This is a genomic window from Salinarimonas ramus (genome assembly GCF_014645695.1).
GTDB classification, from domain to species: Bacteria; Pseudomonadota; Alphaproteobacteria; order Rhizobiales; family Beijerinckiaceae; genus Salinarimonas; species Salinarimonas ramus.
This window is the reverse complement of sequence record NZ_BMMF01000006.1, coordinates 67,180-86,677: the sequence shown is the minus strand read 5'-3', so window position 1 is coordinate 86,677 and position 19,498 is coordinate 67,180. Positions and strand designations below refer to the sequence as shown.

Here is a 19,498-nt window from a genome sequence, read left to right as displayed (position 1 = left end):
GCGCCGTGATCTCCGTCGCCGAGGCCCGCACCCGCATCGTCGCCGCCGCCGGCGCGCCGCTCGCAACGGAGACGGTGCCGCTCGCGGAATGCGCCGGGCGCACCTTGGCGCGCGATCTCGTCGCGATGCGCACGCAGCCCCCCTTCGCCGCCTCCGCCATGGACGGCTGGGCGGTGCGCGCCGCCGACGTCGCCTCGGCGCCGGTGGAGCTTCGCGTCGTCGGGACCTCGGCCGCCGGCCGGCGCTTCGCCGGCACGCTCGGCGCCGGCGAGGCGGTGCGCATCTTCACCGGCGCGCCGGTGCCCGAGGGTGCCGACACGATCGTCGTCCAGGAGAACGCCGAGGCGCTGGACGAGGGTCACGTGCGCATCCGCGAGGGTGCCGCGGCGGGCCGGTTCGTGCGCCCGCGCGGCCTCGATTTCGAGGAGGGCGACGTCCTCGTCCCCGCAGGCCGCAGCCTCGACGCCCGTTCGCTGGCGCTCGCCGCCGCGATGAACCATCCCGCGCTCCCCGTGCGCCGCCGGCCGATCGTGGCCGTCATCGCCACCGGAGACGAGCTCGTCATGCCCGGCGAGACGCCGGGGCCCGACCAGATCGTCGCCTCGAACCTCTTCGCCATCGAAGCCCTCGTGGCGGCCGCCGGGGGCGAGCCGGTCTCGCTCGGCATCGCGCGCGACACGAAGGACGCCATCCGCGAGAAGCTCGCGGCGGCGCGGGCGGCGCAGGCGGACGTCATCGTGACGCTGGGCGGCGCCTCCGTCGGCGCCCACGACCTCGTCCAGGAGACCCTGCGCGAGGCCGGCATGCGGCTCGGCTTCTGGAAGATCGCCATGCGCCCGGGCAAGCCGCTGATGCACGGGACGCTCGACGGCACGCTCTTCCTAGGCCTGCCCGGCAACCCGGTCTCCTCCCTCGTCTGCGCGCTGCTCTTCCTGCGCCCCGCGATCCGCGCCCTCGTCGGCGACCCGCACGCCGACGGCCTCGCCACCGAATGGGCGGTGCTGGGCGCGCCGCTCCCCGAGAACGACGGCCGCGAGGACTACGTCCGCGCCACCCTCGCCCCCCGCCCCGGCGCGCTCCCCGAGGTCACCCCCGCCCCGATCCAGGATTCCTCCATGCTCGGCATCCTCGCCCGCGCCGACGCCCTGATCGTCCGCCCCGTGAAGGCACCGGCGCTGGAGCGAGGGGAGGTGGTGGAGATCGTGCGGCTGGACGGGGTGATGTGAGGCGTGGGGCGCGATGACGCGCGCCACCTCCCCGCAGGGGAGGACGACGGCCCGAGGGCCGGAGGGTGGGGAGGGGGCGAGCCGGCGTGCAGGATGATCGGTACCGCCCCACCGCCCGCGCCGAGGCGCGGACTCCTCCCCTCCGGGGAGGATGCGAGGTCGGCGGAAGACGCGAACGTCGAGGACGGAGACGCCTGAACCTCGCCGCCGAGACACCGACGTCGAGCCACCGACGCCGATGACGCAAACCGACCGCCACCTCCCCGCAGGGGAGGACGACGGCTCGTGTCCGGACCGGATAGATCCTTGACGGAATGGACCGGTTGAATGGTTGACAGTTCAGTTCTGGCGGCAGGGGGACCTGCCGATGGCTTGGAACGAGAGCTGTGTGATGAAGCAGCGGATGCGGTTCGCGCTGCTCGCGGATGAAGGCGAGCACACGATGACGGAGCTGTGCGCGTTGTTCGAGATCAGTCGCCAGACGGGCTACGAGTGGCTTCGCCGGTACCGGGCTCTGGGAGCGGCGGGTCTCGTGGATCGCCCGCGCGGCCCGCATCGGCACGGTCGTGCGACGCCGGATGCGGTCGTGGAGGCGATCGTGGCGTTGCGGCGGGAGCGGCCGACATGGGGCCCGCGCAAGCTCGTGGCGAAGCTGCGCGCGCGCGCGCCGGAGACGCCCTGGCCGTCGGCCTCGACGGTGGGGGAGATCCTCAAGCGGGCCGATCTGGTGAGCGGACGGCGCCTGCACCGTCACGCCCCGCCGCGGCTCGAGGAGCTGACCCGGCCGCAGCGGCCCAATCACGTCTGGTGTGCCGATCACAAGGGCTGGGTGCGGCTCGGCGACCGGGAGCGACTCGAGCCGCTGACGGTGACGGACGGCTTCAGCCGCTTCCTGCTGGTGCTGGGCGCCACCGCCTCGACCCGCACGGAGGAGGCCGAGCCCTTGTTCGAGCAGGCCTTCCGCGAGCACGGGCTGCCCGACGTGATCCGCACGGACAACGGCGCGCCCTTCGCCTCGAGCGGGGCGACGGGGCTGACGACGCTGGGCGTGCGGTGGATCAAGCTCGGCATCCGCCACGAGCGCATCGATCCCGGCCAGCCGCAGCAGAACGGCGGCCACGAGCGCTTCCACGGCACGCTCCTGCGCGAGGCCATGACGCCGCCGGCCGCCGACAGGGCCGCGCAGCAGGCGCGCTTCGACGCCTTCCGCCACGACTACAATCACGAGCGTCCCCACGAAGCGCTCGGCCAGACGCCTCCGGCGCACCTCTTCCGGCCGACCCCGCGCCCGCTCCCCGACCGCCTGCCGGAGCCGGACTATCCGCCGGAAGCGGCGGTGCGCAAGGTCCGCCAGGCCGGCGAGATCAAGTGGGACGGCAGCCTCGTGCACATCACCAAGGCTCTGGTCGGCGAGCCCGTCGCCATCGAGGAAACGCACGACGGCGAGTGGGTGGTCCGCTACTTCGACGTCCCCATCGGCATCATCGATCGACGAACCCGAAAGCTCCGCCGCCGGCCGGTCCCCCGGCCGGGGGACCGGCCGGCGAAAACGACCGATCAGGTGCCGTGATGTGTCAACCATTCATCCGGTCCAATCTGTCAGTCATTTATCCGCTGGACACTCGAGAGCCGGAGGGTGGGGAGGGGGCGGGCCGGCGAGCAGGAAAATCGCACGGCCCCACCGCCCGCGCCGAGGCGCGGACTCCTCCCCTCCGGGGAAGATGCGCCGCCTCGTTCACCCTCCCGCGACGTCGCGTCGCGCGAGCGCTGCTCGTGGGGTTGCGGAACGCATGGGGAACGGGTATAAGTTCCTCGTTTGTTTTCCGCGACACCGTCGAAGCGATTCGCGCAGCGAGTCGAAAGGCAGCCAATCGGCCGACGGCGCGGGGGGATCGGAGACGGGAACGCCCATGCTCACGCGCAAGCAGCACGAATTGCTTCGATTCATCCACGAGCGGGTCCGCGAGACCGGCGTGCCGCCCTCCTTCGACGAGATGAAGGACGCGCTCGATCTCAAGTCGAAGTCCGGCATCCACCGGCTGATCACCGCGCTGGAGGAGCGCGGCTTCATCCGCCGCCTGCCGAACCGCGCGCGCGCGCTCGAAGTGGTGCGCCTGCCCGAGGGCATGGGCGTGACGAGCGCCCGGCGCTTCTCGCCGAGCGTGGTGGAGGGCGGCCTCGCCGCCAAGCCCAAGGCCGCGCCCCCGCCCGCCCCCGTCGTCGCCGACGAGGAGCGCGGCATCCAGATCCCGGTCATGGGTCGCATCGCCGCCGGCGTGCCGATCTCGGCCATCCAGTCGCAGAGCCATTCGATCACGGTCTCGCCGGATCTCGTGGCCTCGGGCGAGCATTTCGCGCTGGAGGTCCGCGGCGATTCGATGATCGAGGCCGGTATCCTCGACGGGGACATCGTCGTCGTGCGCAAGCAGGACGTGGCCAATACGGGAGACATCATCGTCGCGCTGATCGACGACGAGGAGGCGACCTTGAAGCGCTTCCGCCGCCGCGGCTCCTCCATCGCGCTCGAAGCCGCCAACCCGGCCTACGAGACCCGCGTGCTCGGCCCGGACCGGGTGAAGATCCAGGGCAAGCTGGTGAGCCTGTTCAGGCGGTATTGAGGACGGCGGAGCGTCCGCGATCACAGCCGGCGTTCGCTGCCGGCATCGGCGAGGATCGCGTTGGCGAGATGACGGCTCAGGAGGTTGCGCGGCACGATCAGGAGCCGCCCCTCCTCGTTCGCCCACTTCTCGTGCGAACCCGTTTCTCGTGCAGTTTCTTGGCATTCTTCACGTAGCGGAAGCCGAGACGCTTCAGCTCGGCGGCGACGATCTTGTAATACCCGTCTACCACGTCATGCGGCCCTCGGGCGTTCGAGCACGATCATCGGGATGAGATCGGCCAGCGGGCGGCCGATCAGGTCCGGCTTCGTCATGTGGTTGGCGACGATGAGATCGGGTGCGAGCTCCAGCACGAGCGCCTCGACCTCGTCCAGCGTGCGCGCCTCGACGTGAAGGCCGACGATGTCGCTCTTCGTGTAGAAGACGCCCGCATCCGGATCGTAGACCGTGCGAACCGTGAAGCGTCGGTTGGACATGATCGCCTCTCTCGTCGGCCGGGACCCTCGGCCTAGCCGGTCACATGATGAGCCGGCCGCAGCGCCGGCGCAACGCCCCCTCACCGCCGCAGCAGCCACATCGCCCCGCCCGCGAGAAGCCCCCAGAACGGGGCACCGATGCCGAAGAAGGCGACGCCCGACGCCGTCGTCACGAAGCAGACGAGGGCCGCCATGCGCGCGCGCTCGTCGGCGAGCGCGGCCTGGATCGCGCCGGCGAAGCTCGTCAGCAGCGCGAGGCCGGCCACCGCTTGAATCAGGACCGGGGGCGAGGCCGCGATGAATGCCGCCGCCGCGCCGGCCGAGAGCCCGAGCGCAACGTAGACGGCGCCCGCCGCGGCGGCGGAGACCCAGCGCTTGGCGGGATCGGGGTGCGCCTCGGGCCCGGCGCAGAGCGCGGCGGTGATGGCGGCGAGGTTGACGAGGTGGCCGCCGAAAGCGGAAGCGATGGCGCTCGCGACGCCGGTTCCCACGAAGATCGGCCCGACCTTCGGACGATAGCCGTTGGCGCCGAGCACCGCGAGCCCCGGCACGTTCTGCGAGGCCATGGTGACGAGGAAGAGCGGCAGCGCCAGCCCGATCATCGCATCGAGCGAGAAGACGGGCGCGACGAGGATCGGGCGCGGCGCGAGCGTCGCCCAGGAGGCCTCGGGCAGCGGCGTCGCCGCGAAGACGAGCCCGATCGTCACGAGAACGGCGAGCGGCACGGCGTAGGGCCGCGCGAAGCGCAAAGCGAGCGCCCAGACGACGACGATGGGCAGCGCGAGCGTCGGCTCGGCGAGCGAGGCGCGGGCGGGCGCGAGGCACAGATCGAGCAGGATGCCCGCCAGCATGGCCGCGGCGAGCGGCATGGGGATGCGCTCCACCGCGCGGCCGAAGGGGCGGATCACGCCCGCCAGGATCACGAGGCCGGCCGCCGCGAGGAAGGCGCCCACCGCCACGGGGAACCCGCCGGGATAGGCGCCCGTCGCCACGAGCAGCGCCGCGCCGGGCGTCGACCAGGCGATGGAGATCGGCAGGCGCGTGCGCCACGACAGCCCGATGGCGAGGAAGCCCTTGACCAGGCACACGGCGAGCAGCCCCGAGGCCGCCTGCGCCGGCGTGGCGCCAACCGCGACGAAGCCCTGCAGCAGCAGCGCGAAGGTCGAGGCGAAGCCGACGAGTGCGGCGAGCGCGCCCGCGGAGAGCGGCTGGATCAGCCCTCCCCCGCCCGCCGCCGCCGTCGTTGCCGTGGTCTCGCCCGCCGTCCCGCTCATGCGTGCCTCCGCTCGTCGGCGCCACCATGCCGTGCCGCCGGCGCGAGCGCCAGGGACGCGAACGCCGAGAAGGGTTGCACTCCACGAGGGCCGCACCGCGGCGCCCGCCGCTTCACGCCGGGTCGACGAGCTCGAACTCGAGCAGCAGCGTGCGCTGGAAGAGCGAGTAATTGTCGTCGGCGACGAGCGTCAGCAGCGTCTCGCCGCCGGGGCCGCGATGGATCGCGAGCCCTTCCATGTTGTCGACGGCGTTCGTCCAGTCGGCCTCGAAGATCACCGGCCCGTCGAGGGTCGCGTCGGGCACGAGATCCGCGCCGGCGATTCGCCGGATGCGGGCCGCGACGCCGGAGGTGAGCGCGTAGCGCCGCTCCAGGACGAGCACGTCGCCCCCGGGCAGCACCGCGCAGTCGGTGATCTCGAAGCCGCCTTCGCGCGACAGCGCGAAGGTCGTGCCCGCCGCCTCGCCCGTGAGCACGACGCCGACCGTCGGCGCGTCGGCGCCCCGCACGGCCCGCTCGGCCACGGCGACGAGGGCGCCGGGGAAGGCCGAGGGCGCGGGCGCGACGAAGATCGCTTCCATGCCCTTGTTGCCGGGCCAGGGGTCGAGCGCAGCGCGCACGCGCGGGGAGAGCGCGATGCGCGCGCCCGGCGCGGCGATGCCGGCTGCGAGATCGTAGGCGAAGACCGCCTGCTCCTGCTCGACGCCGACATAGGCGGTCCCGCCCGCGAGCGTCAGCGCCTCCGCGTCGTAGAAGCCCGAGCGCCACAGGAGCCCGCCGTCGGGACCCTTCAGCGGCACGAGGACGGCGTCGCTCGCCCCCACGATCTCGCCGGCGAGCCCGCGCAGCAGGTCGGCCGCGAGGAAGTAGCCGTGGTCGGACACCGCCAGGAGGGAGGCGCCGCCCTCCACCATGACGAGGCCGGAGAGCCCGCCGAAGGCCTCCTCTCCCGCCTGCAGCTCGAGCCCGGCCCGGTAGCGCAGGCGGCCGTAGAGGCCGTCGACGAGGCCGCGGGGCCCGAAATGCGCGATCGGATAGGTGCGCAGCGAGAGCGGCAGGGGGCCCGGCAGGTCCGCGCGCGCCCGCGGGCCGGGCGCGAGGGCGCCCGCCGCCAGGGTCGCGGCTCCCGCGAGGAACCGCCGCCTCGTGAGCCTCAACGCAGGCCCCTCAACGCGAGCCCCTGCGCCCGCCGGCGGCGCGGCGCGGCATCGGGGCTGCCTGCGCGGGGCCGTCGTCCTCGAACAGCTCGGCGAGCTTCTCCGTCATCACGCCGCCGAGCTCCTCGGCGTCGACGATGGTGACGGCGCGGCGATAGTAGCGCGTCACGTCGTGGCCGATGCCGATGGCGATGAGCTCGACGGGCGAGCGCGTCTCGATCTCCTCGATGACGAAGCGCAGGTGCTTCTCGAGGTAGTTGCCCGGGTTGACCGAGAGGGTCGAATCGTCCACCGGCGCGCCGTCGGAGATCACCATCAGGATGCGCCGCTGCTCGGGCCGCCCGAGAAGCCGCTTGTGCGCCCAGTCGAGCGCCTCGCCGTCGATGTTCTCCTTGAGCAGCCCCTCGCGCATCATCAGGCCGAGATTGCGCCTGGCCCGCCGCCAGGGCTCGTCGGCGGACTTGTAGATGATGTGGCGCAGGTCGTTGAGCCGGCCGGGGTTCGGCGGCTTGCCGGCGCCGAGCCATTGCTCGCGCGACTGTCCGCCCTTCCAGGCGCGCGTGGTGAAGCCGAGGATCTCGACCTTCACGCCGCAGCGCTCGAGCGTGCGCGCGAGAATGTCGGCGCAGGTGGCCGCCACCGTGATCGGGCGCCCGCGCATGGAGCCCGAATTGTCGAGGAGCAGCGTGACCACCGTGTCGCGGAAGTCGGTGTCCTTCTCCTGCTTGAAGGAGAGCGGCGTCATCGGGTCCATGATCACGCGCGGCAGGCGTGCGGGATCGAGGATGCCCTCCTCGATGTCGAAGAGCCACGAGCGGTTCTGCTGGGCGAGAAGCCGGCGCTGCAGCCGGTTGGCGAGGCGCCCGACGACGCCCTGCATGTTCGAGAGCTGCTTGTCGAGATAGGCGCGCAGCCGGTTGAGCTCCTCCGCCTCGCAGAGATCCTCGGCGTGGATGATCTCGTCGAAGGCGCTCGTGAAGGCCTTGTAGTCCGGCATGCGCGGCTCGTTGGCGCGCGGCGGTGGCGGGCGCCAGCTCTCGTTGGCCTCCTCGCTGTCGGCCTCGTCGGCCTCCTCGGGCATCTCGCCGGACGGGCCGTCGGAGGCCTCCTGCGAGCCCTCCTCCATGTCGTCGGTGGCGTCGTCGGAGATCTCGATCTCGGCCTGCTGGCCTTGCGCGTCCTCCTCGGTCTCGCCCTCCTGGCTGTCGTCGGACTGGTCCTCGCCCTCCTGCTCCTCGTCGTCCTCGCTGTCCTCGGGGTCGAGCTCGCTCTGCTCGACCATGTCGAGGGAGACGAGGAGGTCGCGCACGCCCCGGGCGAAGCCGCGCTGGTTCTCGATGGTGGAGAGCAGCCCGTCGAGGTCGCCGCCGGCCTTGGCCTCGATGTGCTCGCGCCACAGGTCGACGATCTTCGCCGCCGCCTTGGGCGGGCGGCGCCCGGTGAGCCGCTCGCGCACCATGAGCGCGAGGGCGTCCTCGATGGGCGCGTCGGCGCGGTCGGTGATGTCCTCGTACTTGCCGCCGCGGTGGTAGCGGTCCTCGAGCATGGCGTCGAGATTGTCGGCCACGCCCTCCATTCGCCGCGAGCCGATGGATTCCACCCGCGCCTGCTCGACGGCGTCGAAGACCGCGCGCGCGGCCGCGCCGTCGGGCGTCAGGCGGCGGTGCATCGCGCTGTCGTGGCAGGCGAGGCGCAGCGCCATCGCGTCCGCGTGGCCGCGCATCACGGCGACGTCGTGCGAGGACGCCTTGCGCGGCGGCTCGGGCAGGCGCGCCCGGTCCGAGGTGAGCAGCGGCCGGTCGGAGGCGTAGGTCACCTCCAGCTCGGGCTTGCGGGCGATGGCGCGCAGGCATGCGGCCACCGAGCGCTTGATGCCCTCGTTGGGCGCTTCCTTCTTCTCGCCGGGCTTTCGGTTGGAGATCGCCATGCGGACGCTCAGGTGAGCACGACGTTGGCGGCGCTCTCCGGCAGATCCTTGCCGAAGGAGCGCTGATAGAACTCGGCCACCAGGTTGCGCTCGAGCTCGTCGCACTTGTTGAGGAAGGTCAGGCGGAAGGCGAAGCCCACGTCGCCGAAGATCTCGGCGTTCTCCGCCCAGGTGATGACCGTGCGCGGGCTCATCACCGTGGAGAGATCGCCGTTGACGAAGGCGTTGCGGGTGAGGTCGGCGACGCGCACCATCTTGTTGACGGTGTCGCGGCCCTGGTCCGTGCCCTGCCAGGACTTCACCTTCGAGAGCACGATCTCGACCTCGCGGTCGTGCTCGAGATAATTCAGCGTCGTGACGATGGACCAGCGGTCCATCTGCGCCTGGTTGATCTGCTGCGTGCCGTGATAGAGGCCCGACGTGTCGCCCAGGCCGATCGTGTTGGCGGTGGCGAACAGGCGGAAGGAGGGATGGGGGCGGATGACGCGGCTCTGGTCGAGCAGCGTGAGCCGGCCCGAGCTCTCGAGCACGCGCTGGATCACGAACATCACGTCGGGACGGCCGGCGTCGTACTCGTCGAAGACGAGGGCGACGTTGTGCTGGTAGGCCCAGGGCAGGATGCCGTCGCGGAATTCCGTGACCTGCTTGCCGTCCTGCAGGACGATGGCGTCCTTGCCGATCAGGTCGATGCGCGAGACGTGGCTGTCGAGGTTGACGCGCACGCAGGGCCAGTTCAGCCGGGCGGCGACCTGCTCGATGTGGGTCGACTTGCCGGTGCCGTGATAGCCGGTGACCATCACGCGGCGGTTGTAGGCGAAGCCGGCGATGATGGCGAGCGTCGTCTCGCGGTCGAAGATGTAGTCCGGATCGACCTCGGGCACGTGCTCCTCGCCCGAGGAGAAGGCCGGCACCTCGAGATCGCTGTCGATGCCGAAGGTCTGGCGAACGGACAGCTTCATGTCCGGCATGCCGGAGGTGGTGTCGGCTCGGGTCTCGGTCGTCGCCTGCATGAACGCCTCTTTCTCGCGGACCTCGCGCGGGCGCCCAACTCGGCGCCGCCTCGCGCGCTCGCGGTCCTGGTTACGCCCCGTCGCCGCGCCATGCAACGTCGAGGCCGGTCTCGGCGCCTCGCGCGCCGCATCACGGTGTCGCCGGCACTCCTAGCACAGGCCGGCGGTCTTGAGGGTGTCGTGGGCGCGGATGATGTCGCGCAGCCGCTCCTCGTAGGAGCGATCGCCGCCATGCGCGTCGGGGTGGAACTTCTTCACGAGCGCCTTGTAGGCGGCCTTGATCGTCGCGGGGTCGGCTCCTTCCTCGAGCCCCAGCACGTCGAGCGCCTGGCGCACCGGGCCGGAATAGCGCGGGCGCGGGGGCTCCGGCGCGCGGCGCGTCTCGCCCACGCCGCCCTCGCGCAGCACGTCGAAGGGATCGTGGTAGGCCCAATCGCGCTTGTAGCCCGCGCCCCGCGCGCCCTTGGCGGCGCGCTCGCGCGCGGCCGGGTTGACGCCCATCGACCAGGTCGGCCTGTGGCCGATGATCGATTCCTTCTGGTAGGCGGCGACGGCGTCGTCGGGCATGTCCTTGAAGTAATTGTAGGAGGCGTTGTAGGCGCGCACGTGGTCCATGCAGAAGCGCCAGTACTTCCCCTCCTGCCCGCGGCCCTTGGGCGCGCGATAGAGCCCCTGGCCGGTGCAGCCGGGATGCTCGCAGGCGGGGGACTGCGAGGTCTTCGCATCGTCGGCGGCCTTCTCGGCCTTCGGCTTGATGCGGATGCGGTCGAACAGGGGCGAGTTCAAGTCCATGGTCCCGTGATTATGAGCCATGACCGCGCGCGGGCAAGGGCAGAGGTGTGCGCGCGAGGCGCAAACGGGGCTTGACGCGGCGACACGGCGCAGGCGACGCAGGGCAGGCATTCCACACGCGCGGAGAGCCGGCCCGGCATGAGCGACACGCCCAGCATGAAGAGCCTGATCGAGACGCGGCTTTCGGACGCGTTCGCGCCCGTGCGCCTCTCGGTCGTCGACGAATCCCACCTTCACGCCGGTCACGCCGGTTGGCGCGAGGGCGGCGAGACCCACTTCCGCATAGAGGTGGTCTCGAACGCCTTCGCGGGCAAGAGCCGCGTCGAGCGTCATCGCATGGTCAACGCCGCCCTCGCGGAGGCGTTCGCGCGTGGGCTCCACGCGTTGGCGATCAAGGCGGAGCCGGGCTGAGCACGACGTCCGCATAGCTCCGGGCGTCTGCGAGGAGGGCGGCGCGATCGGCGCCCGCGCGGGCCCGCAGGGCGAGCCCCTGCATCGCGTCGAGCATCAGCTGCGCCCGGGCCGCCGCCGGGAAGCCCCGCGGCAGCTCGCCGTCGGCCGACGCCGCCTCGAACCGCGCCACCAGGGCGGCGTGCGCCGCACGCGTCCCGTCTGCGAGGAGCGTTCCGACCGCCGCCTGGCTCTCCGCGAGCGGAGCGGCGGAGCACGCGAAGAGGCACCCGGTCGGCCGCCCCGGCGTCGTCTGCCCCTCGACCGCGGTCCGGAAGAAGGCGCGCACCGCGGACGCGATGTCCCGCTCGGCCGCGAAGGCCGCGAGCGGCTGCGTCCCGTGCCCGCCGGCGTACCGCTCCAGCGCCGCCAGGAACAAGCCCTCCTTCGAGCCGAAGCGGCGATAGAGGCTCGGCTTCGCGGTGCCCGCGGCCGCGGCGACGGCGTCGATGTCGGTCGCCGCGTAGCCGCGCCGCCAGAACGCGTCCAACGCCGCGTCGAGCGCGCGCTCCTCGTCGAGCGTGGAGGGGCGGCCACGGCCTCGCGCACTTTTTCGTACCTGCGAGTTCGTTTTTTCTTGCATGGCGATCCGCCCCGATCTATTTCGGACTCATCGGTACTTATAACCCTGGAGAACGACCATGTCACGGTTTTCGATGAAGAAGGTCCTCGTCACCGGCGGGACCAGCGGGATCGGGTTCGCCGCCGCGCGGCGCTTCCTCGCCGAGGGCGCCCGCGTGACGATCACGGGCGCGGACGCGGGCCGGCTCGCCGAGGCGGAGCACGCGCTGGGCGACGTCGTCGCCCTCGCCGCGGACGCCCGCGACGTCGGCGCGACGACCGCCGCGGTCGACGAGGCGGCGCGACGGATGGGCGGGCTCGACATCGTCTTCCTCAACGCCGGTGCCGCACGTTTCGCGTCCATCGAGACCGCGGATCAGGCGCTCTTCGACGACCTGATGGCAGTGAATGCGCGGGCCGTCCTGTTCACGGCGCAGGCCGCGGCACGCCACCTGCCGCGGGGCGGCGCCATCGTCGTCAACACCTCGGTCAACGGCCGCATGGGCATGCCGGGGACGCTGGTCTACGGCGCGACGAAGGCGGCGGCGCGCAATCTCGTGCGGACCCTCGCCGGCGAGCTCGCGCCCCGCGGTATCCGCGTCAACGCGATCAGCCCGGGGCCGATCGAGACGCCGATCTACGGCAAGCTCGGGCTCTCGCCTGAGCAGCTCCAGGGCATCGCGCAGACGCTCGCGGCCAAGATTCCGCTCGGCCGCTTCGGCACGCCGGACGAGATCGCGGGGCCCGCGCTCTTCCTGGCCAGCGACGACGCGTCGTACATCACCGGCACCGAGCTCGTCGCCGACGGCGGCTGGACGGACGTGATGTCCTGACGTGCCGGACGCGGCCGGCGCCTCACTGCACGAGGCGCGGGCCGCCCATGGGGACGCCGTCGGTCTCGGCGAGGATGCCGAGGCGGCGCGCGACCTCCGTGTAGGCCTCGATGAGGCCGCCGAGATCCTTGCGGAAGCGGTCCTTGTCGAGCTTCTCGGCGGACTTCATGTCCCACAGCCGGCACGAATCGGGGGAGATCTCGTCGGCGACGACGATACGCATCATGTCGCCCTCCCAAAGCCGGCCGCACTCGATCTTGAAGTCGACGAGACGGATGCCGACGCCCAGGAAGAGACCCGACAGGAAGTCGTTGACGCGAATGGCGAGCGCCATGATGTCGTCGATCTCCTGGGGCGTCGCCCAGCCGAAGGCGGTGATGTGCTCCTCGGACACCATCGGGTCGTCGAGCTTGTCGTTCTTGTAGTAGAACTCGATGATCGAGCGGGGCAGCTGCGTGCCCTCCTCCAGCCCGAGGCGCTTGGCGAGCGAGCCGGCGGCGACGTTGCGCACCACGACCTCGAGGGGGATGATCTCCACCTCGCGGATGAGCTGCTCGCGCATGTTCAGCCGACGGATGAAGTGCGTGGGCACCCCGATGTCGTTGAGGTGCTGGAAGACGAACTCGCTGATGCGGTTGTTCAGCACGCCCTTCCCGTCGATCACCTCGTGCTTCTTGGCATTGAAGGCGGTCGCGTCGTCCTTGAAATGCTGGATGAGCGTACCGGGCTCGGGCCCCTCGAACAGGACCTTCGCCTTGCCCTCGTAGATCCGACGGCGGCGATTCATTGGCGTATACCGTGGTTTGTTGAAGTCCATGGGAAGGCCTGAGGCTCCTGGCTCTCGAACGGGCCCGCCGGTGAAGGAACGTGGAGGTGGCGAGCGCGGTCGAGCGGCAATGAGGGCCGCCCGTTCGCCGGGGACCCTATCCGAAGAGATGGGGATTCACAACGAACGTTTCACCCGCGTCGCGCTCCTGCGTGAACGACGCATGCGACCCGCGCGGGGCGCCTTCGCGTACGCAGCATGCCGGGTGGCGCGCGCCGGGCCCCGGCGATATACCCGCAGGAGCAGGGCGCGAGCGCCCTCCCCCAGCTCAACGCGCACGGACCCGGACCATGACCACCTTCGACGACCGCGAAGCCGCCTTCGAGAACAAGTTCGCGCACGACGAGGCGCTCCGCTTCAAGGCGATCGCCCGCCGCGATCGGCTCGTCGGCCTGTGGGCCGCGGAGATCCTCGGCAAGACCGGCGAGGACGCCGAGGCCTACGCCCGCTCCGTCGTCTCCGCCGACCTGAAGAAGCCCGGCGACGCCGAGGTCTACGAGCAGCTGCGCGCCGACCTGCCGGCCTCCGTCTCCGACGCCGAGATCCGCAAGCAGATGCTCGACCTCCTAGCCCGGGCGGTGCACGAGGTGGAGAGCGCCTGAGGCGCGCCCTACGAGACGTGGCCCGGCAGATCGAAGCCGAGGCGGAACGTGACGCGCGCGGCGCGCTCCAGGCAATCGGGCACCGGCGCCGCCGCCTCGCGGACATAGAGCGCGATGGCGCGCCCGCGCGCTTCCTCCGCCGTCCGGGGCTCGGTCGTCGCGAGCCGGGCGGCGGCTTCCTCCTCCAGCTCGGCGCCCAGGCCGCCGAGCGCGAGGCGCGTGGCGTCGAGCGCCTCGACGGCTTCCGGCGATGCGTCCGCGGGTGCGCCGGCGCGCTCGCGCAGGAGGCGGCCGATCTCGTGGAGCGCGAGGAGGTCGCCCACCGTCCGCGCCCGGGCGACGAGGGCCTGCGTCTCGATCGTCGCGAACAGACGCGGCACGTCGAGCGGCGTGTCGCGATGGTCGGGGGCGAGACAGTCCGAGATGCCCCCGGCGAGGAAGGTCATCACGTCGGCGACGAGGCGCGCGTGCGGCTCGTCGTCCGCCGACGTCGCCCCGGAATCGAGCCACAGGAACGCCGCCGCCTTCGCCTCCAGATCGAGGAGCGTGCGCGACGCCCGCCTGGCGATCCGCCCGGCCAGCGCATCGCACGCCGCCCACGGCGCGCGCAGCCGCGCATCGCGCGCGTCGTCGTCCACCCCCTCCCGCGACAGCCGCTCGCCCAGCGCCTCGACCATGGCCACCCGCGAGCGCAACTCGGTGGCGAGGGCGGAGAGCGGGGGCTCGGAGGGGGTGGGGTTCTGGGTGGCGGGGTCGGACGGGGACGAATCGGTATGCGCCGCGCCTGCGGGCGCGGTATAGGTAGGGTCGGCCATGGCGCTGTCCTCGGAGCCGCGACGCGCGCTCTGATGCGTTCGGCTTGCAGGATTATTGATTAGCAAAAACCGGGCGCGGATGTCAATATCTGATGATCAAAAAAGACGCGGCCGTCCCCCGACCGGCATCCGTCCCATGGTCGGCTTCCGCGCCGGCAAGGAGATCACGGACGCCCTCGACGAAGCCGCGCGCCTGGAGACCGACCAGCCGAACCGGTCGGAAATGATCCGCCGGATCGTCACGGCTTATTTGAAGGAGCGGGGGTTGTTGTGAGGTGCGAGACCTCCTGTCGACGCGGATTTGATCGGCGAGGCTGTCGAAGACCTAACGGCCTTCCTTTCTCTTCCGCTTCGTTCTGTCCGCACGATCCTTCTCGGTCCTGTAGACCATATGATCGGGATCCCACCAGAGAATGCGCATGATGTTGCGCTCCCGAACGCACCAGAGCCGGTGCGCGCCCGCGACGCGAAACGACATCAGCTCGTCGAGATCATCGCGCTGGATGGCTCGAAGACGGTCACGAGCCTCCTTCTCGAGGCGGTACACCTCGATCGGGTGACACCCCGCTCCAAGCAGATCATTCCACGACTTGGTCTCGAAATCGTGGAGGCGATCGATCACCTCCTTGAACTTGTCTGCGGTTTCGAAGGCGATCCAGCTGAACGGTCCGTCCCGATCGCAAGCACTGAACCTCCACGCGAGCGGCAGCCCCTCGATTTCCGGTTCCCTGTATTTGGGTGTCTTGGTCGGCTCGGGCTCGACGACGTGCTTCGCGATCTTCGGCGACTTTCCCACGGCGTGCGGCCTCAGAGATTGCCGTAGAACTCGGCCATCGAGGCGTGGGTGATCTCGCGATTGCCGCGTTCACCGTCGGCTAGGCCGTGTCTCGCGTCCCGCCACGGGTCTTCACGGTGAGTCAGGTCGCTCAGCCAAGCGGCTGCTTTATCGCCGTAGTGAGCAAGGACGGCGTCGATCGTCTCGCGCTGCTCGTCCGACAGATTGTTCCGGTCCCCTCTCGGCTCGCGGGAGACGACGTACTCGCCCTGGTGCGCCTGAAAGAGCAACGGCACGACGGGGCCGTTCGCCCACGCTTCGATCTTGGCGTCGAAAAGTGGCGCCTCGTCCCAGACCAAGCCCCAGGCCTGGCTGTAGTAGACGAGCTTCTGGAGCTTCATCGCCGTCATCTCGCCCTTCTGGTGGAGGATGTAGTCTGCTACGTCGAATACTGTAGCCACGGCAATTTCCTCAACTCCAGATTTTCTATTTGCGCGCGTCGGCATCTTCTAGCACGTCTTCGGACGGCCGTCACCGGAGCACACCGGCAAAAAGCGACATAAGCCCGGACTTCACCTGGAGAAGTCCCCCTTGCGCTCGATCAAGGCGCTCCCCCGCCCTCGGCTTCCATCATGCCCCGCATCGCAACGGAGGCGCGCGTGATGAAGAGCATGATCGAGGGGCTGCGGCGGGCAGCGGAGCGGCCGCGGCTGATGGGGGAGATGATGGCGCGGCTCGGGGTCGCCCCCGAGGGCCAGGACGACCCCGCCGCCGACCTCGCCCTCGCCCAGGCCGCCCGCCGCTGCGCCGGGTGCGGGCACGAGGGGGCCTGCCGCTCCTGGCTCGCGGAGACCGAGCGCGCGGAGCACGCGCCCTCCTTCTGCGCCAATGCGGGCGTGCTCGAGAGCCTCGCGCGGCGTTGACGCCCCCTCGCCAGCCCGTCCGATCTGTGCTTTAGCTGCGGCCCTCGAACGTGGGAGGGGTCGGATGCGTGCGGGTCGGGCGAGCGTTGGTCTCATTCTCTTGATCGCGACGGCGCTCACGCTCTCCGCCTGCGGCCGTCGCGGCGCGCTGGAGCCGCCGCCGGGGGCGGGCCCCGCGCCGCTGGCGGACGAGGCGGCGGTGCCCTCCGATCCCCTCGTGAACGTCCCCGTCGGCGGGCCGCGCCAGCCCGAGAGCGTGCCGGTGGCGCAGCCGGACCGGCCCTTCCTCCTCGACATCCTGCTCTGAGAGCGCGACTATGCATCACTTCGCCCATCGCGACGGCGTCCTGCATGCCGAGGACGTCTCGCTCGAAGAGATCGCGGCGGAGGTGGGCACGCCCTTCTACTGCTATTCCACCGCCACGCTGGAGCGGCACTACGACGTCTTCGCCGCCGCCTTCGCGGACATGGACGCGCTCGTCTGCTACGCCATGAAGGCGAACTCCAACCAGGCGGTGCTGCGCACGCTCGCGCGCCGCGGGGCGGGCATGGACATCGTCTCGGAGGGCGAGCTGCGCCGCGCGCTCGCCGCCGGCGTGCCGGGCCGGCGCATCGTCTTCTCCGGCGTCGGCAAGACGCGCACCGAGATGGCGGCGGCGCTCGCGGCGGGCATCCTGTGCTTCAACGTCGAGAGCGAGCCCGAGCTCGAGGCGCTCTCCTCGGTGGCGACCGAGATGAGCGTCGAGGCGCCGATCTCGATCCGCGTCAACCCGGACGTCGACGCGCGGACCCACGCCAAGATCTCGACGGGCAAGTTCGACAACAAGTTCGGCATCCCGATCTCGCGCGCCCGCGAGGTCTACGCCCGCGCCGCCGCGCTGCCGGGCATCGCCATCACCGGCGTCGACATGCACATCGGCAGCCAGATCACGGATCTCGCGCCCTTCGACAACGCCACCGCCCTCGTCGCCGAGCTGGCGCGCGACCTGATGGCGCAAGGGCACCCGCTGCATCACATGGATCTCGGCGGCGGGCTCGGCGTGCCCTATCGCGAGGACGTGGAGCCGCCGCCGGCGCCCGCGCTCTTCGCGCAGACGATCAAGCGCCACACCCGCGATCTCGGGCTCACGCTGCTCTTCGAGATCGGCCGCATGATCGCCGGGAACGCCGGCATCCTGGTCTCGCGCGTGGTCTACGTGAAGGAGGGCGAGGGCAAGACCTTCGTCATCGTGGATGCCGCGATGAACGACCTCATCCGCCCCACGCTCTACGAGGCGCATCACGAGATCAAGCCGGTGCGCGCGCCGGCAGCCGAGGCGCCGCGGCGCCTCGTCGACGTGGTGGGGCCCGTCTGCGAGACCGGTGACTACCTCGCGCTGGCCCGCCCGCTGCCGCCCCTCGCCCCGGGCGATCTCGTCGCCGTGATGACGGCGGGCGCCTACGGGGCGGTGCAGGCCTCCACCTACAACACCCGCCTCCTCGTGCCGGAAGTGCTGGTGGGCGGCGCGCGGATGGCGGTGGTGCGACCCCGCGAGCGCTACGAGGACCTCATCGGCCGCGACCGCGTGCCCGATTGGCTCGCCTGAACGCGAGGGCCGCCGCGGCGTTGGCGTCTCACATTGGAGGCGCACATGTCCGCGACACCCGAGTCCCGCCGCGCGCGGGATCGTTCGAACGACCCCGCGACCGGCACGCTCCGCACCGGGCGCCGTTCCACCCCAGCCGACGCGACCGAGAAGCCGCCGACGCCCGACATGGTGCCCCACGCCTCGTCCGAGCGCATGACCGGCGACCACGCGCCCACCGACGACGCGCGGCCGAACCCGGCGCTGCTCAAGGCGGACGTGGATTCCGGACGCACCGGCGACAAGAACGCCGTGTTCGATCCCGGCACGTCCATGCTCGGCACCGACGACGAGGTGGCCGGCAACCCGCCGTCCCCCGAGCGCGTGCGCCTCGCCCGCGAGGAGGCCGCCAGGAACGCGCCGAAGGTCGACGCGCCGGCGGGCACGGACATCTCCCGAACCGGGAACGGTCGCGTCGTCGTCGGCTTCGTCGCGCTCATCGTGGTCTTCGGCATCGTGGTCGCCGTGGCCCTCGCGATGGTCTGAGGACGGCGCCGCGAGCGGCATCGCGGACACGGCGCGCGCGCTGCGCGCGTTCTCGCGCATCCGTGGCCTTGCGCGGGGGCGGCGCATGGGGTTGATGGGTGCTCCGACCGATCACGAGCGCCCGCCAGATGCTTCGCCCCCTCCGCCACGCCGCCGCCTTCGCCGCTCTCGCTCTCGCCCTCGCAGCGGCCCCCGTCTCGCCGGCTTCGGCGGCGAGCCTCGACGGGCTGGCCGTCGCGATCGAGAACCGCACGGTGCCCGCGCTGTGCGCCGGGGCGCGCAACGTGGCGCTGACCCTCGCCTCCGAGGAGGCGCGGCGCTTCACCATCGTCGCCGCTCATCCCGCCTTCCTGCCCATGCTCGGCGCGTCGGACGCGCCCGCCGCCGATCTCCTCGCCTGCGCGAGCGAGGCCGCGCCGGCCGCTGCCCCCGCCGAGCCGCCCGTTCGCAATACGCTCTACGAGGATGCGGGGCTCAGGCTGGTCGGCGTCAAGCGCCCCGGCGGGCTCTTCGCCGCGGCCGAGGTGCCCGTTCGCGTCGGCGACGCCCAGCCGGGGGGCTACGCTCTCGTGGAGCTCTGGGTCACGCAGGACGGGCGCTCCGAGCCCGTGCTCACGCTGGAGACGGCGACGGGCCTGTGGCGCATGCGCCCGCTCGCCCCCGAGGGCCGCGGGACGACCTCCTTCGGCGCGGGCGCCGTCATCGGCCCTCTCCAGGATCTCGACGAGGGCAAGGGCGAGCGCCTGCGCACCCGCATCGAGAGCGTCGTCTTCGCGCCGCGCGCCCGCACGATGCAGCTCGCCTTCGTCGAGGGCGGCGGCGCCGCCGTGCGGCTCGCCGAGCTCGACCGCGAGCGGCTCGTGCTCGAGGTGGTGTTCGACCGCCCCGTCGTCGGGCGCCCCTTCACGGCGATCGTCGGCGACCACGTCACCCGCTCGGTCTCCGAGATCGCCGAGATCGCCGTTCGCGACGCGGACGCGCCGGGCTGGCGGGAGGCGCCGATCACCGCCTTCGAGAGCGGGCTCGCCACCGATCTGTGGGTCGGACGCACGGCTCCCTCGCGCCGGGCCACGAGCGCGCCGGATCTCGCAATCGGCCGCTTCGAGCCGCGCTGAACCAGACA

At 71.6% G+C, this 19,498-nt stretch carries 23 protein-coding genes; 12 read left to right on the top strand and 11 right to left on the bottom strand.

Features of this window, described 5'->3' with window-relative positions:
* Positions 1-5: 5 nt before the first annotated feature.
* The 3 genes from IEX89_RS11455 (at position 6) to lexA (ending at position 3,844) form a co-directional block, all read left to right on the top strand.
* Complete coding sequence (locus IEX89_RS11455) at positions 6-1,226, top strand: molybdopterin molybdotransferase MoeA (protein ID WP_188912989.1); 1,221 nt, start codon at positions 6-8, stop codon at positions 1,224-1,226.
* A gap of 391 nt (positions 1,227-1,617) precedes the next feature.
* Positions 1,618-2,796: an IS481 family transposase gene (locus IEX89_RS11450; protein WP_244645314.1), complete on the top strand. Its 1,179-nt coding sequence runs from the start codon at positions 1,618-1,620 to the stop codon at positions 2,794-2,796.
* Between the two features lie 340 nt (positions 2,797-3,136).
* Positions 3,137-3,844: a transcriptional repressor LexA gene (lexA, locus tag IEX89_RS11445; RefSeq protein ID WP_188912984.1), complete on the top strand. Its 708-nt coding sequence runs from the start codon at positions 3,137-3,139 to the stop codon at positions 3,842-3,844.
* A 233-nt stretch (positions 3,845-4,077) separates the two neighbouring features.
* Here the strand turns inward: lexA and IEX89_RS11440 are convergent, their stop codons facing one another.
* From IEX89_RS11440 to IEX89_RS11415, 6 genes are all read right to left on the bottom strand, one after another.
* Complete coding sequence (locus tag IEX89_RS11440; RefSeq protein WP_188912982.1) at positions 4,078-4,320, bottom strand: DUF1902 domain-containing protein; 243 nt, start codon at positions 4,318-4,320, stop codon at positions 4,078-4,080.
* 80 nt (positions 4,321-4,400) lie between these two features.
* Positions 4,401-5,594, bottom strand: coding sequence for a benzoate/H(+) symporter BenE family transporter (locus IEX89_RS11435; RefSeq protein ID WP_188912981.1), 1,194 nt, complete (start codon positions 5,592-5,594; stop codon positions 4,401-4,403).
* 112 nt (positions 5,595-5,706) lie between these two features.
* Complete coding sequence (locus IEX89_RS11430; protein WP_188912969.1) at positions 5,707-6,750, bottom strand: esterase-like activity of phytase family protein; 1,044 nt, start codon at positions 6,748-6,750, stop codon at positions 5,707-5,709.
* Positions 6,751-6,760: 10 nt separating this feature from the next.
* Positions 6,761-8,677: a cobaltochelatase subunit CobT gene (gene cobT, locus IEX89_RS11425; RefSeq protein WP_188912967.1), complete on the bottom strand. Its 1,917-nt coding sequence runs from the start codon at positions 8,675-8,677 to the stop codon at positions 6,761-6,763.
* Between the two features lie 8 nt (positions 8,678-8,685).
* The gene (cobS, locus tag IEX89_RS11420) at positions 8,686-9,687 is read right to left on the bottom strand and encodes a cobaltochelatase subunit CobS (RefSeq protein ID WP_188912958.1); all 1,002 of its coding nucleotides are present in this window, start codon (positions 9,685-9,687) and stop codon (positions 8,686-8,688) included.
* Positions 9,688-9,837: 150 nt separating this feature from the next.
* Complete coding sequence (locus IEX89_RS11415; protein ID WP_188913404.1) at positions 9,838-10,479, bottom strand: J domain-containing protein; 642 nt, start codon at positions 10,477-10,479, stop codon at positions 9,838-9,840.
* 138 nt (positions 10,480-10,617) lie between these two features.
* Between IEX89_RS11415 and IEX89_RS11410 the strand changes: the two genes are divergently transcribed.
* Complete coding sequence (locus IEX89_RS11410) at positions 10,618-10,890, top strand: BolA family protein (RefSeq protein WP_188912956.1); 273 nt, start codon at positions 10,618-10,620, stop codon at positions 10,888-10,890.
* Here IEX89_RS11410 and IEX89_RS11405 read toward each other — a convergent pair.
* A complete protein-coding gene (locus tag IEX89_RS11405) occupies positions 10,871-11,512 on the bottom strand; it encodes a TetR/AcrR family transcriptional regulator (protein WP_188912954.1) in 642 nt (213 codons plus the stop codon). The two genes, IEX89_RS11410 and IEX89_RS11405, sit on opposite strands and share 20 nt — an antisense overlap.
* A gap of 58 nt (positions 11,513-11,570) precedes the next feature.
* Between IEX89_RS11405 and IEX89_RS11400 the strand changes: the two genes are divergently transcribed.
* Positions 11,571-12,323: an SDR family oxidoreductase gene (locus IEX89_RS11400; RefSeq protein ID WP_188912952.1), complete on the top strand. Its 753-nt coding sequence runs from the start codon at positions 11,571-11,573 to the stop codon at positions 12,321-12,323.
* Between the two features lie 22 nt (positions 12,324-12,345).
* On the opposite strand, the gene purC is transcribed toward IEX89_RS11400, so the two are convergent.
* On the bottom strand, positions 12,346-13,140 hold the full coding sequence (purC, locus tag IEX89_RS11395; RefSeq protein ID WP_029031503.1) for a phosphoribosylaminoimidazolesuccinocarboxamide synthase: 795 nt from the start codon (positions 13,138-13,140) through the stop codon (positions 12,346-12,348).
* A 299-nt stretch (positions 13,141-13,439) separates the two neighbouring features.
* On the opposite strand from purC, the gene IEX89_RS11390 reads away from it, so the two are divergent.
* Positions 13,440-13,751, top strand: coding sequence for a DUF1476 domain-containing protein (locus IEX89_RS11390; RefSeq protein ID WP_188912950.1), 312 nt, complete (start codon positions 13,440-13,442; stop codon positions 13,749-13,751).
* A gap of 8 nt (positions 13,752-13,759) precedes the next feature.
* On the opposite strand, the gene IEX89_RS11385 is transcribed toward IEX89_RS11390, so the two are convergent.
* Positions 13,760-14,566 carry a hypothetical protein gene (locus IEX89_RS11385; protein WP_188912948.1) on the bottom strand — a complete coding sequence of 269 codons (807 nt, stop codon included), beginning with the start codon at positions 14,564-14,566 and terminating at the stop codon, positions 13,760-13,762.
* 136 nt (positions 14,567-14,702) lie between these two features.
* Between IEX89_RS11385 and IEX89_RS11380 the strand changes: the two genes are divergently transcribed.
* Positions 14,703-14,840, top strand: coding sequence for a ribbon-helix-helix protein, CopG family (locus IEX89_RS11380; protein WP_188912946.1), 138 nt, complete (start codon positions 14,703-14,705; stop codon positions 14,838-14,840).
* A gap of 51 nt (positions 14,841-14,891) precedes the next feature.
* Here IEX89_RS11380 and IEX89_RS11375 read toward each other — a convergent pair whose 3' ends face one another.
* Positions 14,892-15,362, bottom strand: coding sequence for a hypothetical protein (locus tag IEX89_RS11375; RefSeq protein WP_188912945.1), 471 nt, complete (start codon positions 15,360-15,362; stop codon positions 14,892-14,894).
* Between the two features lie 11 nt (positions 15,363-15,373).
* Positions 15,374-15,802 carry a Panacea domain-containing protein gene (locus IEX89_RS11370; protein WP_188912942.1) on the bottom strand — a complete coding sequence of 143 codons (429 nt, stop codon included), beginning with the start codon at positions 15,800-15,802 and terminating at the stop codon, positions 15,374-15,376.
* Positions 15,803-16,003: 201 nt separating this feature from the next.
* Between IEX89_RS11370 and IEX89_RS11365 the strand changes: the two genes are divergently transcribed.
* The 5 genes from IEX89_RS11365 to IEX89_RS11345 all read left to right on the top strand — a co-directional run bounded on the left by IEX89_RS11365 (position 16,004) and on the right by IEX89_RS11345 (position 19,490).
* The gene (locus IEX89_RS11365; RefSeq protein ID WP_188912940.1) at positions 16,004-16,264 is read left to right on the top strand and encodes a DUF6455 family protein; all 261 of its coding nucleotides are present in this window, start codon (positions 16,004-16,006) and stop codon (positions 16,262-16,264) included.
* A gap of 64 nt (positions 16,265-16,328) precedes the next feature.
* Complete coding sequence (lptM, locus tag IEX89_RS11360; protein ID WP_188912938.1) at positions 16,329-16,571, top strand: LPS translocon maturation chaperone LptM; 243 nt, start codon at positions 16,329-16,331, stop codon at positions 16,569-16,571.
* A gap of 10 nt (positions 16,572-16,581) precedes the next feature.
* The gene (gene lysA, locus IEX89_RS11355) at positions 16,582-17,850 is read left to right on the top strand and encodes a diaminopimelate decarboxylase (protein WP_188912936.1); all 1,269 of its coding nucleotides are present in this window, start codon (positions 16,582-16,584) and stop codon (positions 17,848-17,850) included.
* A gap of 45 nt (positions 17,851-17,895) precedes the next feature.
* Positions 17,896-18,375 carry a hypothetical protein gene (locus tag IEX89_RS11350; RefSeq protein WP_188913435.1) on the top strand — a complete coding sequence of 160 codons (480 nt, stop codon included), beginning with the start codon at positions 17,896-17,898 and terminating at the stop codon, positions 18,373-18,375.
* Between the two features lie 128 nt (positions 18,376-18,503).
* Complete coding sequence (locus tag IEX89_RS11345; protein ID WP_188912934.1) at positions 18,504-19,490, top strand: hypothetical protein; 987 nt, start codon at positions 18,504-18,506, stop codon at positions 19,488-19,490.
* Positions 19,491-19,498: the final 8 nt, after the last annotated feature.